Genomic DNA, 16204 nt, shown 5'->3' with positions numbered 1-16204 from the left:
TTTACTCTACAAACAACATATCATAAAGGTAATGAGATGCAACAAAAATTTGACTGAAATGACATTATTTTTTTTATTTTGGGTCAATTTGTTGATAAGTGTATTAATCTTAGAAAATGGTGCGCCCTGCGGGACTCGAACCCACGCCGGTCACTTAGGAGGCAACTGCTCTATCCAGTTAAGCTAAGGACGCATACAAATCTGATCAAATAAATTTTTGAAAAAAAGTTATTGCTTAGCAATAACTTTTTTAATGTGTCTTACTATTTTCGGTAAAGTAATTTAAACAATACCAACATCAGGATAATCCAGATCGGAATCATGATCACAGCACCGCTTAAGCTCTGAGTCCACATGATGTAAAGCACGACAAGAATAAACCCAAGAACTAAATAGTTACTCGCTGGTGACCATAAAGCAGGAAATTTAGAAGTGGTATTCGACTGTTTCATCGCTTGCTTAAATTTCAAGTGAGTCAAAGCAATCATCGCCCAGTTAAGTACTAGAGCACCAACGACAATATAAATTAAATTACTTAAAGCATCTTCAGGTGCGAAATAGTTTAATAAAACACACCCGAAAATTAACACTGCTGACAACAATACCGCAGGAACAGGTACACCTTGTTTATTGGTTTTTTCAAAAATTTTAGGGGCATTCCCTTGTTTTGCTAAACCAAAAAGCATACGGCTATTTGCATACATTCCACTGTTATATACCGATAGCGCAGCAGTCAAAATAATAAAGTTGAGCAGGTGAGCAGCCCAATCAATACCCAGTTGACTGAAGATCATTACGAATGGACTTTTATCTAGACCACCAAGTTGCAGTTGATTCCATGGAACTAAAGAAAGAAGAATTGTAAGCGATCCAACATAGAAAATCAGAATACGGAAAACAACTTGATTAATTGCCTTAGGAATCGTTTTCTCTGGATTTTCAGCCTCAGCTGCCGCCATACCAATCAGTTCAATACCACCAAAGGCGAACATCAGGAATGCCAGCATGAAGAATAAACCTTCGAATCCATGAGGGAAGAAACCACCGTGAGTCCAAAGATTACTGAATGATGCAGTAGAGTCAGATCCTGCTGTAAACAACAAGAATAGACCGAAGATAATCATCGACACGACAGCTGCTACTTTAATAATAGACAGCCAAAACTCTGATTCTCCATAAAATTTAACATTACAGAGGTTAACTAAGGTAATGATAATAAAGAAGAAAAGAACTGATGACCAAGCAGGAATGTGAGGCCACCAATAGTTAATATATTTTGCAACAGCTGTTAATTCGGTCATCGCGACCAAAATATAAAGAATCCAATAGTTCCAACCTGCTAGGAATCCAGGAAACTTACCCCAATATTTATTTGCAAAATGACTAAATGATCCTGCAACAGGTTCATGAACAATCATTTCGCCTAATTGGCGCATAATTAAAAAAGCGATTAAACCACCAATTGCATAACCCAAAATAATAGATGGGCCGGCAGATTGGATCACGTGTGCGGAACCTAAAAATAAGCCTGTACCAATTGCACCACCCATAGCGATTAATTGGATATGACGATTCTTTAAGCCACGCTGAAGTTGTGAAGACTTGTTATTCAAAGTATTCAGCCCGACGATTGAAATAAGTTACAAGATTGTAATAGATCAAATTGCATTAGCCTAGTACGTCAGCGTTCATGAATATTTTTTATGATTTAAATAAAATAAAATTATTATAGAAAAATGATTTAATTATTTTTTAATCAATCATTTAATTTTATTAGAATTTGTTTTTGTGAGAGTGAATTAAATTTAATCTATCGTAATTGATGGAAATTCATACCATAGTGTTAAGTGCTCATGTTCACATAAAAAATCATTTATACTGTGTTGAACTAAAAATCACGATTGATAACAAATATTAAAAGAGAAGGAATGAGCTATGAGTTCAACACCACAAATTAAAATTCCAGCCACTTATATGCGTGGAGGAACGAGTAAAGGTGTTTTCTTTAACTTAAATGATTTACCTAAAGAAGCTCAAGTTCCAGGTAAAGCAAGAGATCAGATCTTATTACGTGTGATAGGAAGCCCTGATCCTTATGGCAAACAAATCGATGGAATGGGTGGTGCTTCATCTAGTACCAGTAAGACAGTCATTCTCTCTAAAAGCGCTCAATCTGATCATGATGTAGATTATCTTTTTGGACAGGTTGCGATTGATCGACCATTTGTCGATTGGAGTGGCAACTGTGGCAATCTTACGGCAGCAGTAGGCTCATTTGCGATTTCAAATGGTCTCGTGAGTGCAGAAAAGATTCCAGAGAATGGGATTTGTACGGTAAAGATTTGGCAGGTCAATATCCAGAAAACGATTATCGCGCATGTCCCAATTACAAATGGTCATGTTCAGGAAACAGGTGATTTCGAGCTTGATGGGGTAACATTTCCAGCTGCAGAGGTGCAAATAGAATTTTTAGATCCCGCAGATGATGGAGAGGATGGGGCTACCATGTTTCCCACAGGAAATGTGGTTGATGAGCTGGAAGTCCCAGATATTGGTCGCTTTCAGGTGACGCTGATTAATGCGGGTATTCCAACTATTTTTATGTGTGCTTCAGACTTAGGGTATGAAGGAACTGAACTTCAGGATCATATCAATAATGATGTCGAGGCCTTGGCCAAGTTTGAAAAAATTCGTGCTTATGGTGCTGTAAAGATGGGTATTATTCAGCATATTGATGAAGCGGTTCAACGTCAGCATACACCTAAAATTGCATTTGTATCTGCGCCTAAAAATTACATCTCATCTAGCGGAAAAGCAGTACACGCTGATGAGATCGACTTGACGGTTCGTGCTTTATCAATGGGTAAACTACACCATGCCATGATGGGAACCGCAGCTGTAGCGATTGGAACCGCCGCTGCAATTCCTAGAACATTAGTCAATTTAGCCTCAGGTGGTGGTGAAAAAAAATCAGTCAGATTTGGGCATCCTTCTGGAACACTCAGAGTGGGCGCTGAAGCCGAAAAAATTAATGATCAATGGACTGTAAAAAAGGCCATTATGAGTCGCAGTGCTCGAGTACTCATGGAAGGATGGGTGCGAATTCCTGGCGATACGTTTTAATATGAAAAAACCACTTTCGAGTGGTTTTTTTACGCGCATAAAATATGTGATAAGTATACTAAATTAGCCTGAAAGCATTACTAACAGTACGATTCACTCATAAATAATTGAGACTATGACAATTTTGACATGTTATATTAAGGAAATAAGTCAACGTGATTATATTCACCGAATTCATAAAATTAAGTTGCTGAATAGCCTTCGCTCCACGAATAATTAAAATGAGAAAGACCAATGAAGAAGGATAATAATTTTGAGCAGGATACGCCCAAGATTGATCAAGAGTTTCTAAACCAAATTCATGCTACAAATAAATTAGATTTGGTATCTGTGATTGCCAAAATCCCTGTGCCTGTGGCGCTAGTTCAGCATGATGGTGTATTTATTAGTGCAAATCAATTATTTGCTGATATCTATGAGAGTGATGCACTCTATTTACTCGGAAAGAAATTAGGTTTCGTATCAACGACGGTTTACCAATTATTTCAAGATGCGCTGCAATTGTTTCGACATGATTCACGCTTATACAAAATTGAAAATGAGTTCTATTCAAAAGGGCATTTTTTTCAAATTTATTTTAGTGCTTTAAGAGATAAATCAACCTCTTTGGATTGCGTGTTGATCGTATGTGCAGATATAACAAAATTGAAAAGACGTGAACGTGTCTTGATCCAAAATAATAAAAGGTTGTTTGAAGAGCTATATTTGGATCCTGTGACTGGGATGAACAATAAGCTGGCATTTGAACAGTTTTTAAAAGATCGCTTCCTTATTCAAGATCGGAAAAATTATTCTTTTATCAAGTTTGAAGTCGAAAATTTTAAAAAGTTTAATCAGCTCAATAGTTATACCATTGGCGATGAAATTTTGAGTCGTATTGGATCTCTGATTAAAGAGGAGTTGAATCAAGATTTAGCAGAAGTCTATCGTTTGAATTCTGCAAGTTTTATCTTGGTGATTCAAGAATCGACTCCTTGGAAAATTCTCACCATTGCTGAACGCCTAAAACAAACATTGGTCCGTGAAAAAATTTATTTCGATCCTCAAGAGGATGAGGTACTCACGTGTGCGATTGGGATTTTTCATCCTAATTGCCAGAAAATGTACTCAGAAAAGCAAATATTAGAAACCTTAGATCGGGCTGTTGACATTGCACATGTATTGGGTCGAAACTCGATTCATGTGTTAGATGAATAGTCACTCTTCATTTAAACCTATCACTAAATAAAACAAATCAGCATTGTGTTTTGTAGCAATCACAATTGGTTGTAGAATAAGGACAATTTTATATATACCGACATGAAACGGTATAACTTGAGGTTCAAAGACGGCAGTGACAGTACATATCTCTGTGAATAGTGAAGTATTACAACGTGCTCAGCAGCAAATCCAACAGGATCTGAAAATTGCCCTAGATGCATTTTTCATTCCAGAGCCTTTGAAAAGTGCTGTAAATCATGCAGTCATGTTAGGTGGAAAACGGGTTCGTCCAGCTTTAGCGTATGCAACAGCAGAATTAAGTGAAGATCATAAAAATTTTGCTGCTGTGCGACGTGCAGCAGTCGCAGTCGAGTTAATTCATTGCTATTCACTTGCTCATGATGACTTACCATGTATGGATAATGATTTATTGCGTCGTGGTCAACCAACTTGCCATGTTGCATATGGTGAAGATACAGCACTACTTGCGGGAGATATCTTGCAGTCGATGGCATTTGAGGTTTTAGGAAGTCGCCTTTTTGATACACAAGTCACTGTAGATCCTTCTATTGTGTTGAAGCAAATGCAGATATTGGCGACATCATCTTCTAAGATGGTTTGTGGTCAAGTCCTAGATTTGCAAGCGGAAGGCAAGAAAATTGATCAGGAAGCATTGGAAAATATTCATCTTAATAAAACTGGTGCACTGATTCAGGCGGCAATCATGATGTCAGCAGTGACAGTGATGGACGGTGTAGATGCAGGAATACCGAAATTGCGTGAATTTGGTCAAGCATTAGGTTTAGCATTTCAAGTACAAGATGATATTTTAGATATAGTTTCGGATACTGAAACGCTTGGAAAGACCGCTGGAAAAGATGAACTTGTAGAAAAATCAACATATCCAGCTTTATTGGGCTTAGATGCTGCAAAAGAATATGCAAAAAAGCTTCATCAGCAAGCCATTAGTGCTTTAGATTATTTTGGTGATTCAGCATCTGAACTTAAACAGATTTCAGCTTTTTTACTTGCTCGAAAGAGTTAAAAAAAAGAGGACTGAAAGTCCTCTTTTTTATTTGTTATTTTGTCGCTTTATATAATCGGTCTGCTTCGTCAAATCGGTCAGTAACATCTGAGTTCGGTTGCTTACCTAATAAACTCACAACAATGATTGCGATGAGAGAGCAAATAAAGCCAGGAATGATTTCATAGATTCCAGTATCAGCCCAAATATTTTTCCATACAATAACGGTCACTGCACCAATGATCATCCCCGCCAAAGCGCCATTTAAAGTCATGCGTTTCCAGAATAAAGACAGAATAATGAGCGGGCCAAATGCTGCCCCAAAGCCTGCCCAAGCGTAGGCAACTAGACCAAGTACTTTAGATTCAGGGTTTGACGCTAAAACAATCGCAAGTAAAGCAATCAGTAGCACCATCAAACGACCCACCCAAACCAGTTCTTTTTGAGAAGCAGTTTTACGGATGAAAGATTTATAAAAATCTTCGGTTAAAGTGCTTGAACATACAAGAAGTTGACAACTCAATGTACTCATTACCGCAGCCAAAATTGCAGCTAATACAATGCCGGCGATCCATGGGTTAAATAGAACTTTCGTTAACTCCATAAATACAGTTTCAGGGTTAGCATTCACAATATTAGCGAACTGTGGATTTTGCTGAAAATAAGCAATACCGACATATCCAGCAGCCACTGCACCACCAAGGCACAGAATCATCCAAGTCATACCAATACGACGAGCATTAGGAATCGATTTAACTGAATCAGCAGCCATAAAACGTACGAGAATATGAGGTTGTCCGAAATAGCCTAAACCCCAAGCCAGTAATGAAATAATTGCGACGGTACTTAAGTTACCCATTAAACTGCTTGCTTCTGGTCGCGCTGCTTCAAGTGCTAGATTCACTTGAGATAAATCGGAAAAAGTCAGTAAAGCTACGATGGGGGTAAGCAATAAGGCAAAAATCATTAATCCCGCTTGGATGGTGTCTGTCCAAGAAACAGCCAAGAACCCACCAATAAACACATAACTGATCGTTGCAATTGCACTAATCCAAAGGGCAGTGCTATAAGGCAGATCAAACATACTTTCAAATAATCGAGCGCCTGCCACCATGCCTGAAGCACAATAAATGGCAAAGAAGATTAAAATGACAAATGCAGAAACGATTCGTAGAATTTTTTTCTGATCATTAAAACGATTGGAAAAGTAATCTGGGAGTGTAAGGGCATTGTGTTGAACTTCAGTATGAACTCTGAGACGTCCTGCCACTAACAGCCAGTTGAGCCATGCACCAATAATTAAACCAATTGCAATCCACATTTCTGATAGACCAGAAAGATAAATAGCACCTGGCAAACCCATAAGTAACCAGCCACTCATGTCAGAAGCACCAGCTGAAAGGGCTGTTACAAAACTTCCCAAGCGTCGTCCACCCAAAATATAATCTGAAAAGTTCGTGGTCGCTCGATACGCGATTAAACCAATCACGACCATGGCGACAATATAGAACAAGAAAGTGATTAAGGTGGGATCAAAGGTGCTCATACAATTTCCATGATGCAGTTAGACGATAGATTGTTTTCATGCAATCTTTCAGGATGCGAAATTTAACCATAAATTTAAAATAAATGCTGAAGATTTGAATCTTGAGTCATATCAATAACAAAGGCAGCCGAAGCTGCCTTTTTAAATTTTGAAGAGTGTTTGAGCGATTTAAGGATTATTACGACCCATTACCCCACGAATCGTATTCATGATGTCAGCAGGCAATACCACAGTTTTAGCATTATTAGATTTAGCCATATCCTGCATTGCTTTTACATATTGTTCACCAAGTAGATAAGCGACAGGGATCTCTTTGTCGCCTACAGCATTGGTAACCATATTAATGGCTTTTTCTGAAGCTTCAGCGAGTACAACTTGAGCCTCAGCATCGCGACGTGATGCTTCAAGACGACCTTCAGCTTCAAGAATCGCAGCTTGTTTTTCACCATCAGCACGTGTCACTGTCGCACGACGTTGACGTTCAGCTGCGGCTTGGGCTTCCATTGCAGATTGCATTGTACTTGATGGTTGAATATCTTGGATTTCAACCGTTTTAAGCGTAATTCCCCAATCTGAAATATCATCAGAAATTGCTGCTTTTAGCTTCGCTTTAATGTGATCACGTGAAGATAAAGCATCATCCAAGTCCATTTCACCTACAATCGAACGTAGAGAAGTTTGGACAAGGTTTTGGATTGCCCAAGTATAGTTTTCGATACCGTAGACTGCTTTTTCTGGTGTAGTAATGTTGATATAGGCAACAGCGTTCATTAAAAGAACTGCGTTATCTCTTGTAATTACTTCTTGAGATGGAATATCGAGAACGATATCTTTTGTCGTGACTTTATATGCGACTTCATCAACATAAGGAATCACAAAGTTTAGACCTGGACTTAAGGTCGTATGGTATTTACCCAGACGTTGTACAATCCATTTATAGCCTTGAGGAACGATACGAACCCCTTTAAAAATAGTGATCCCGACGAATGCCAAAAATGCGATGGCAATAATTGAACCAGACATTTCTACTCCTTTAAGAATTATTGTTTATAACGGTGAATTGAGGTTATTGTGCGCTTGAACGACCAGCTCATTACCTAAAATATCTGTAACTCTGACACGATCACCGACCTGAACAGGGCTCAGTGTTCTGCAATTCCATTCGTCAGAGCCGAGAACTGGAAGCTGAAACCGAACTTTGACCAATTCAGGTTCATGACCAATTTGAATGACCATCCCAACTTGTCCGATTGTCGCTTCACGTGAGAGCCCCGCTTTGGTCTTATCAACGGAAAGCGGTTTAATAAATTTAAACCAAATCACCGTACATGAAATCGATAGGACAACCCATAAAATAATTTGAGCTGGAAGCCCCATAGAAGGAAATAGCCACACCAGTATGCTAATAATGACTGCAGCTATACCAAACCACAGTGCAGCAAAGGCCGGTAAAATGAGCTCAGACAGGATGAGCAAAATACCTAATACAAACCAATGCCAAGGTTCAATCAATAAGTCCATACATCTACTCTAATCGTTATCTTGTTATAGACGAAAACATCTATATCAAGATAACAGACTAGGGCAGAGAAGCCTATAAAAAATGCTTAAAAGCGAGCTGTTGGTGCAGGTTTGAAAGCAGCAGGAGATTTTTTGAAATTGGCAATTGCGGTATCTATTGATTTAATTTTCAGTTGCGCTGCTTTCTCACCTTCAAGTATTGCCTCATTGCTGGCTTTCAAATCCAAAGTTCCTAAATGGCCAACTTTTGGCTGAATCACGACTGTAGCTGCATTGAGTTCAGTATTGATACTTTGTTGACCCATAATATTAATCGTTTGATCCAACAGTCCCCACATGCTCATCGGCTTATTGCCTGCAGGGCGTGCAGAAATATCAACTGCTATCACAATATCTGCACCCATATTTTTGGCAGTTTGAACTGGAATTGGACTCACGAGTCCACCATCAACATATTTGGTTTTGCCAATCGTTGTTGGAACAAAGACGTTAGGGATACTACATGACGCTCTTACGGCTTGACCTGTATTACCTTTGACGAAATCAGCGCGTTTACCATTATCTAAACGTGTGGCAACTGCAGCAAATCGAATCGGGAATTGTTCAATCGGTTTGTTCCCAACCTGTCGATTGACATAATCTTGGAGCTTTTGACCGAGGACCACACCCTGTCGATTTAAAGTTAAATCACGAATATCGGACTCTTTCAGCTGAAGTGCAATTTGCTGTAGTTGATAGGGAGATTTGCCTGAAGCATAAATACTACCGACAAAACTTCCAGCACTTGTACCCGTAACAATTTTGGGTTTTATACCATGAGATTCTAAAACCTTTAATACACCAATATGCGCAAAACCTTTTGCACCACCACCGCCTAGAGCAATGGCGATCACTGGCTCGCGTGCTTGAATTTGAGTGGATTGTGTAGGATTTTTTACAGTAGAGTTACAGCCTGATAGCGCCAATAAACTCAGGCCAATGAAGCTGATTTTGGGAAGATTGAGGAGCAATGACATAGACATTAATCTGTTAAAAAGTGTCAAAATTTTAGGCATATCTCAACAGATTGCTGTCTATTTTTCTAGCATTTTTACAAAAGTTCTTTAAAGGGTAATGCTAAACGACTTATATTTTTAGGAGAAATTTTTCCACGATAATATTCTAATATTTTGTGCAGATCAGATTCATAGTCTCCCGTCATTTCAAGGCTTCCTAAACATCGTATGACTTTATGATCATAGTCAAATGCAAACATTACCACTGGTATATTTGCACCTAAGGCAATGTGATAAAAACCGCTGCGAATCTTTTTAGCACTTTTTCGTGTACCTTCAGGTGCCATTGCCACCCAAATTTTATCTCGTTCATGAATAGCTTGAACAATTTGTTGAGTCAAGCCTTGGGGGGTATCGCGTTTTACCGGAATCACCCCGATCCATTTGAGTAAATGTTTGAGTGGAGATTTGAACAGACTATCTTTTCCAAAGATTGTGACTTCAATGCCAATGCCAAGCATCGCGAGAAAGGCATACAGTCCATCATAATTTGATGTATGCGGGGACACAATTGCGACAGCTTTGGGAAAATTTGGAAATTCTCCTTCAAAAGACCAGCCTTGTCGAAGATAAAGCTGTTTGAACGCTGCTCGACTCAACGTTGAACCGCGTTGAGGAACTTGTGATGGTAATTTTGGAAATCTATTGTTCATTGTGCGTTGTATAATTGCTTTTTAAACTTATTATAAAGACCTTGTGTATGAGATACATTGGCAGAATAAGAATCAAGTGACAAGGACATCTCAATACGGATTGATTAAGAAAACATCAGTTGCAGGACACCTCTTTCATGTCACCAAATACCAAAATGTATGTGCTTTTATTTTCACTCTATTGGGCGCAAGGATTGCCAGTAGGATTTATGACACATACTTTGCCCGTGATTCTGCGTGCTGAAGGTGTTTCCTTAACGCATATTGGTGGATTTGGATTGCTGATGGCTCCGTGGGCACTCAAAGTTTTATGGGCTCCATTGGTTGATCGTCATCATTTGTTCAATCAAGGGCATTACCGCAGTTGGATTATACCCACTCAGTTACTCACAATGATTACGCTGGTTATCTTATCGTTTATCCCCATTCAATCACTGAACCAACCTCAATATCTCTTTGGATTTTTTGTAGCACTTTTGATGATGAACAGCATCGGAGCAACTCAAGATATAGCAACTGATGGCTTAGCTGTGAATATTTTAAAAGGCGAACAACAGCATCTAGGCAATATGTTCCAAGTGATTGGTTCAAGATTGGGCTTTATTGTGGGAGGCGGTGCGATATTGTGGGTATTAGATGCATTGACTTGGCAAACCACTTTTTTATGCCTGGCTATTTTGGTGGCATTTAATACGCTACCCGTATTATTGTATCGTGAGCCTCAACATGCTTCACAAAGCATCAATAATCATCGAGATGATGATTCATCATCTAAAACTCAAAGTTTCGTGAAAGCTTTAAGTCATTACTTAAAATATTTTTTTCAAAATCGAGAACTCAGACTTTGGTTTTTTGTATTGTGTAGCATTAAAGTGACGGATGGATTGTCTGGACCTATTCTTAAACCATTGTTGGTCGATTTAGGACTATCTAAGACGCAAATTGGTGTCAATGTGACCATGCTTGGAGCATTTGCTGCTTTAATCGGAGCAGGTATTGCGGGTTGGCTACTTAGGTTTTATTCGCGCCAAAGTGCTTTAATTACTTTTTCACTGCTTAAATTATTGAGTCTCATTGGATTTGCATGGTTATCGCATTATGAGGCGCGACCTTCTGAATTGAACGTCGTGTGGATCTATATGATCAATGCTTTAGAAGATATGTTCGCTGCGATGTTATTGGTGATTATTCTAACCTTGGTGATGCAATACAGTCGGAAAGAATTTGCAGGAACAGATTTTACTTTCCAAGTCGCATTGATGGCTTCCATTGCGGGAGCACTGTATACCTTGAGTGGCATATTAGGCGATTGGCTCGGTTATACCTCATATCTCATTTTGATCTGTATTTTAGGATTATTTTTGTTCATACCGATTTTAGTATGGAGTCGGTATACAGCTCAAAACAAACATCAATGGAATTAGTCTGTAATCTATCTTATATTCATTTTCATGCTTAGGATGAAATAAAAATGAATAATCGATATTGTGGAGAGTTGATAGCATGGGCAAATGAATACACTCCTCTAAGCACTATGAAAATTCAAGCTGTTATTTTTGATTTGGACAATACACTGACACACCGAGATTTAAGTGTTCAAACTTTTAGTCGGGCATTATTTAATACTTATAAACATCAAATCGATCAATCTGCCTCGTCTGCGCAAGCTGAGATTCTTAAAACGATTCGATATATTGATCATGGTGGCTATCCCATCCGAGAAAGAATGACTGCTCCAACCATTGGTGGTTCAGTCGCTCATGCATTACTGAAGCAGTTGAAATGGAAAAAAGCACCAGAATTAGATGAATTAAGTAATTATTGGTTTAATCAATTTGGACTAAACGCAGTCATGATGCCAAATGCTATTCAGATGCTTGATCGCCTTAAAAATAAAGGGTTTAAGTTGGCAATCATTTCGAATGGAGGACATTTCACTCGACACAAAATTATCGAAGGTTTAGGAATCGCGCATTATTTTGATGTAATCATGAGTTCTGAGAAGGCAGGTGTGTCAAAGCCTCAAGCAGAAATATTTCATATGACTTGTCAACAATTAGGAATTGCGCCTGATCATTGTCTTTATGTTGGTGATCATCCAGTGAATGATTATTGGGGTGCTACTCAGGCTGGACTAGATGGACTATATTTGGCGGGGTTTCACCAATCCTTAGCTGAACATCAACCGCCGTTAAATAAAACAATCCAGACTTTGCCTGAAATTTTAGCGTATATAAAACAAGTCAATGCTCGATGTAAATGATGAATTTTTGAGACGATCAGCTTGATGCAGTGTAATATAAAATGATCAGTTCAAAATGCATGCAATAAACCACTGTGGTTGATTGAGCGTATTAGGACTGAGCGATCTGCACTCGATTAGGCTCATCATTTATGTACAGCATTGTTTTATCCTTAGTGCCGCTGATAGGGCTCATTTTAATTGGATATTTTCTTAAACAGAAATCATATTTAACTGACGAGTTTTGGGCGGGTGCAGAAAAACTTAACTATTTTGTGTTTTTCCCTGCCATGCTCTTTGGCAATTTGGCTCAAGCTGATATTCATATGGAGATGGTAAGTAAAATTTTAGTCATTTTACTCGTGGTCTTTCCAATTGCTTGTGCAGTTTTATATATTTTAAAAAGAATTTTTCAGACCCCAACACGAAGATTTGGAGTCTATGTTCAAAGTAATGTACGTTTTAATACCTATATTGGTTTAGCAGTTGTTGCTTCGCTTTTTCCAGCAGAAGGCATGACAATTTTTGCATTACTGTTGGCGATCAGTATTCCTGTTGTGAATATCATCTCGGTATTGGCACTGACCGATCATGAAAATATGAATTTTCGCGCAGTGATTATATCGTTACTCAAAAATCCTTTAATTTTAGGTTGTCTGGTTGGGGTGCTCTACAATGTATCCGGGCTGCCATTATGGAAAGGTGCAGAGTCATTAATTTACCAACTTGCGATATGTAGCTTACCTATGGGACTAATGTGTGTCGGTGCTGCATTGCAATTTGTGGCTCTTAAAAAAGAATCATTACCTCTAATGATCAACACGCTATCGCGTTTATGTTTAATGCCGATTTTGGCTTGGCTGGTCTGTAAAATGCTAGGCTTCAATGCTTTAGAGACGCAAATCTTTATTTTATATTTTGCATTACCAACGGCTTCAGCTGCTTATATTCTGACAAAAGTATTGGGTGGTGACAGTCAATTAATGGCTGGCATAATTAGTCTGCAAATTATCGGTGCTGCAATCACACTACCCATCGTTTTGACTTTAATATTGCACTAAAACTCAGAAGTATAATTCCAAATATTTAGAATCATTTGAAAGTTTATCGATTCAATTTGAATTAGATTATGTATTTGTGTTGAATTATGAGAAAATGCAAGATTAAGTTGAATTGAAGTACTCCCATGACACACCACAATGCTGAATCTTTAAGTGATATCGAAATTTTAGATATTTTGCAGTCAATGAAATCTGACGAACTTAATGTTGAGGCGAATAAACTGATTCGAAGTGGTGGTAAAGAGGGGCGTCAGGAAGCACATAAAAAAGCCTTGGTTGCATTACATCAATCTTTTGAAGAAAAGTTTGTTGAAGCAGTGACACTTGCGCTAGGCTTAAATGAAGCACAAGCAAAAAAAATTAAATATAAAAAAGACAGAATTCGTATTCTTAAAGCGCGTGGTATTGATTATCTTGAGATTGATGGTGCTGAAACAGCACAAGTTTTATCGCAGGTTGCACAGGCGATTACTCGTGAAGAAGCAATCGTAACACATGATCTACACAATATTTTTCCATTTTGGAAAGAAGGCTGGCCAATGGTTCAGTTAGATAATGCGTATGCTATTTTAGCTGAAGATATCGATATTCATTATCAAGCAACTTTAGATAAACTTTTAGAAATCTATGGTCGCTAATACTTTATTATTCAAGTTAAACAAAGAATTGAAAACGTAGTTTAGCGAATCAAGTGACTGAAAACCGATTTAAGCAAAGGCTTAAATCGGTTTTTTTAATTTTATCAGTAGCTTATATTTTGAAAGCAGAATAAAAAATCTTAACAGACTCAAATATGTATGCTGAGATTGTTAGACATTTCAAGAGTTCTATGCATTGTTGGTCTGTTATTATTAAGCAATATTAAAAAATAAGGATAACTATAATGATGGGTCTTTCAATTGGTCATATCGCACTATTTGCCATAATTATTTTGGTCATTTTCGGTACAGCTAAATTAAAGAATTTTGGCAAAGATGTCGGCGGCGCTGTAAAAGATTTTAAAGATGCTGTTCGCGAAGATAAAAAAGACACTCATCAATAATCTTTTTTAAACAATATTCAAAGCAATATTGTGGTGTTTTAGCCTATGTTTGATGTTGGGTTTGGAGAACTACTCTTTCTTGGACTGATTGTAATTGTGGTCTTGGGTCCTGATCGTTTACCCGATGCGATTCGTTTTGCGCTTCGAAGCTTGAAAAAAATAAGTGAAATAAAATCCGATATTAAACAGAAAGTAGATCTAGAACTTGAGCTTCATCAACTTCGTGAAGAATTAAAAGACGAAATTCAGAATGTTAAACAGCTTGAAACTCAAATGCAGGAATACTTCGCGCATCTAGATGATCAAATTGATCAGAAACAAAAACAATATTTCCCAATACAAAAGTTTTATGTTCCAGCACCTTATAAAACAGATTTTCTAATGACTCATTTAGCGCATTGGTCGTGTGTTGATATACATGTAATGGGAGTGAGATATGTCTGAAACTTCCGACCTCAAAAAAACACTGAGTCATTTTTCTGATTATTTTGAAGAATTTAGGCGAAATTTAATTCATGTCGTTATCGGCTTTTTAGTTATTTTTGTTGGATTAGTGCCATTCGCGAACAAAATTTATAACGCGATCGCACTGCCTCTACAAGCTAAATTACCTGCAAATGCGCATATGATTGCGACAGATATTACCAGTACATTTGTAGCACCCATTAAGTTGGTATTTTTTGTCACGCTGATCATCCTTTTTCCTTTTATTTTTTATAAATTATATGTTTTTTTAAAACATGCGCTTTATCTGAAAGAACGTAAAATTTTCTTTTTCTTTTTTCCCTCAAGTATTGTGTTGTTTTACTCGGGCATTGCACTGGGATACTTTTTTATTCTGCCCGCTGTATTGGGATTCTTTATTGGAGTTTCGCCAGATAGTGTGACCCCTATGACAGATATTCAACAATACTTATTGTTTTGTATTAAGTTTTTCTTCGTCTTAGGGCTGATTTTTCAAGTGCCATTGGTCATTATGATCACGGTGTATTTTGGATTAGTAGACATTGAGACCATCCAAAAAAATAGACCTTACATTTTTATCTTTTGTTTTTTTATTGCCATGTTTGTAACGCCGCCAGACATATTATCAATGGCGATTGGGGGCACAATGATCTATCTATTATTTGAAATTGGGCTGTTATTTTCAAGAATATTGAGTCAATCGAATTATCAAAATTAATGTTAAATAAATCACAAAATAATTAAATAGTGTCATACAGTTTTCATTATAGATACACAATTCATTCTGTATATTAAAAGTGCTTAACAAAAGTTAGGTGTATCTAACATAAATTCTTTATAACGAGGTTTTAATCATGAGCTTAGTAGAATTAAAGCAAGAAGAAATCAATGAAGTATCTGGTGCTGGAACATTGATTGGTGACTCAATCATCCACGGTGTGAACTTATTCAATCAAACACTTAATTCAAAACTGATTTCATCAGTTGGTGTTGTATTTAGTGCAGTAGGTTTAGGGCTAGTACACCAAGCTGCTGATACTACTGGTTTAGTGGCATCAAAAACATTAATTGGTCTTGGTCGTGCACTTGGTGGCGATGTAGCTGAAACTCCAAACCATTACGAAAAAGAAAAGGCAGAAGGTCAATATAAACTTCTTCCGACTTTAAATGGCGTTCGTGCTTGGCTTTCATAAGTTTTAAATAAAGTGTTAAAGGCAGACTGGTCATGAGTACTGGTCTGCTTTCAGTAACAGAAATAATAAAGCTAAACTT

General features: G+C 37.7%; 16 protein-coding genes, 1 tRNA gene and 1 pseudogene. 11 read left to right on the top strand and 7 right to left on the bottom strand.

The window, feature by feature from the left end; translation table 11 throughout:
• Positions 1-117 precede the first annotated feature (117 nt).
• Together AC1M9I_RS08500 and AC1M9I_RS08495 are read right to left on the bottom strand one after the other, a co-directional pair.
• A tRNA-Arg gene (locus tag AC1M9I_RS08500) sits at positions 118-193 on the bottom strand.
• 70 nt (positions 194-263) lie between these two features.
• A complete protein-coding gene (locus AC1M9I_RS08495; RefSeq protein ID WP_481610926.1) occupies positions 264-1613 on the bottom strand; it encodes an amino acid permease in 1350 nt (449 codons plus the stop codon).
• A gap of 322 nt (positions 1614-1935) precedes the next feature.
• On the opposite strand from AC1M9I_RS08495, the gene prpF reads away from it, so the two are divergent.
• From prpF to AC1M9I_RS08480, 3 genes are all read left to right on the top strand, one after another.
• Entirely contained in the window at positions 1936-3123 is a 1188-nt protein-coding gene (gene prpF / locus AC1M9I_RS08490; RefSeq protein WP_481610925.1) for a 2-methylaconitate cis-trans isomerase PrpF, read from the top strand.
• 234 nt (positions 3124-3357) lie between these two features.
• On the top strand, positions 3358-4320 hold the full coding sequence (locus AC1M9I_RS08485) for a GGDEF domain-containing protein (protein ID WP_481593594.1): 963 nt from the start codon (positions 3358-3360) through the stop codon (positions 4318-4320).
• 136 nt (positions 4321-4456) lie between these two features.
• Positions 4457-5368 carry a polyprenyl synthetase family protein gene (locus tag AC1M9I_RS08480; protein WP_481593593.1) on the top strand — a complete coding sequence of 304 codons (912 nt, stop codon included), beginning with the start codon at positions 4457-4459 and terminating at the stop codon, positions 5366-5368.
• Between the two features lie 34 nt (positions 5369-5402).
• Here AC1M9I_RS08480 and putP read toward each other — a convergent pair whose 3' ends face one another.
• From putP to AC1M9I_RS08455, 5 genes are all read right to left on the bottom strand, one after another.
• Positions 5403-6893, bottom strand: a complete 1491-nt coding sequence (putP, locus tag AC1M9I_RS08475; RefSeq protein WP_481610924.1) for a sodium/proline symporter PutP — start codon at positions 6891-6893, stop codon at positions 5403-5405.
• 168 nt (positions 6894-7061) lie between these two features.
• On the bottom strand, positions 7062-7916 hold the full coding sequence (locus tag AC1M9I_RS08470) for an SPFH domain-containing protein (RefSeq protein WP_481587249.1): 855 nt from the start codon (positions 7914-7916) through the stop codon (positions 7062-7064).
• A gap of 24 nt (positions 7917-7940) precedes the next feature.
• Positions 7941-8414, bottom strand: a complete 474-nt coding sequence (locus AC1M9I_RS08465; RefSeq protein ID WP_179998566.1) for an NfeD family protein — start codon at positions 8412-8414, stop codon at positions 7941-7943.
• Positions 8415-8500: 86 nt separating this feature from the next.
• Positions 8501-9430, bottom strand: a complete 930-nt coding sequence (locus AC1M9I_RS08460; protein ID WP_051586590.1) for a patatin-like phospholipase family protein — start codon at positions 9428-9430, stop codon at positions 8501-8503.
• 74 nt (positions 9431-9504) lie between these two features.
• Positions 9505-10122, bottom strand: a complete 618-nt coding sequence (locus AC1M9I_RS08455) for a lysophospholipid acyltransferase family protein (protein ID WP_481591646.1) — start codon at positions 10120-10122, stop codon at positions 9505-9507.
• Between the two features lie 137 nt (positions 10123-10259).
• Here AC1M9I_RS08455 and AC1M9I_RS08450 point away from each other — a divergent pair, with 137 nt between their 5' ends.
• From AC1M9I_RS08450 to AC1M9I_RS08415, 8 genes and pseudogenes are all read left to right on the top strand, one after another.
• The gene (locus AC1M9I_RS08450) at positions 10260-11546 is read left to right on the top strand and encodes an MFS transporter (protein ID WP_481593591.1); all 1287 of its coding nucleotides are present in this window, start codon (positions 10260-10262) and stop codon (positions 11544-11546) included.
• Positions 11547-11656: 110 nt separating this feature from the next.
• Entirely contained in the window at positions 11657-12385 is a 729-nt protein-coding gene (locus AC1M9I_RS08445; protein WP_481593643.1) for an HAD family hydrolase, read from the top strand.
• Between the two features lie 131 nt (positions 12386-12516).
• Positions 12517-13425, top strand: coding sequence for an AEC family transporter (locus AC1M9I_RS08440; RefSeq protein WP_035268008.1), 909 nt, complete (start codon positions 12517-12519; stop codon positions 13423-13425).
• A gap of 125 nt (positions 13426-13550) precedes the next feature.
• Positions 13551-14063, top strand: coding sequence for a hypothetical protein (locus AC1M9I_RS08435; RefSeq protein WP_179998562.1), 513 nt, complete (start codon positions 13551-13553; stop codon positions 14061-14063).
• A 245-nt stretch (positions 14064-14308) separates the two neighbouring features.
• Positions 14309-14458, top strand: a pseudogene (gene tatA / locus AC1M9I_RS08430) (twin-arginine translocase TatA/TatE family subunit); the annotation flags it as partial.
• Positions 14459-14512: 54 nt separating this feature from the next.
• Positions 14513-14911, top strand: coding sequence for a Sec-independent protein translocase protein TatB (gene tatB / locus AC1M9I_RS08425; protein ID WP_051586589.1), 399 nt, complete (start codon positions 14513-14515; stop codon positions 14909-14911).
• Entirely contained in the window at positions 14904-15650 is a 747-nt protein-coding gene (tatC, locus tag AC1M9I_RS08420; protein WP_051586588.1) for a twin-arginine translocase subunit TatC, read from the top strand. Before tatB ends, tatC begins: the two co-directional genes overlap by 8 nt.
• A gap of 136 nt (positions 15651-15786) precedes the next feature.
• Entirely contained in the window at positions 15787-16125 is a 339-nt protein-coding gene (locus AC1M9I_RS08415) for a hypothetical protein (protein ID WP_035268003.1), read from the top strand.
• The last annotated feature ends 79 nt before the right edge of the window (positions 16126-16204 follow it).

The organism is Acinetobacter sp. ANC_7553, assembly GCF_056779895.1.
The sequence above is the reverse complement of the archived record's forward strand: the minus strand, read 5'-3'. Positions and strand labels throughout refer to the sequence as shown.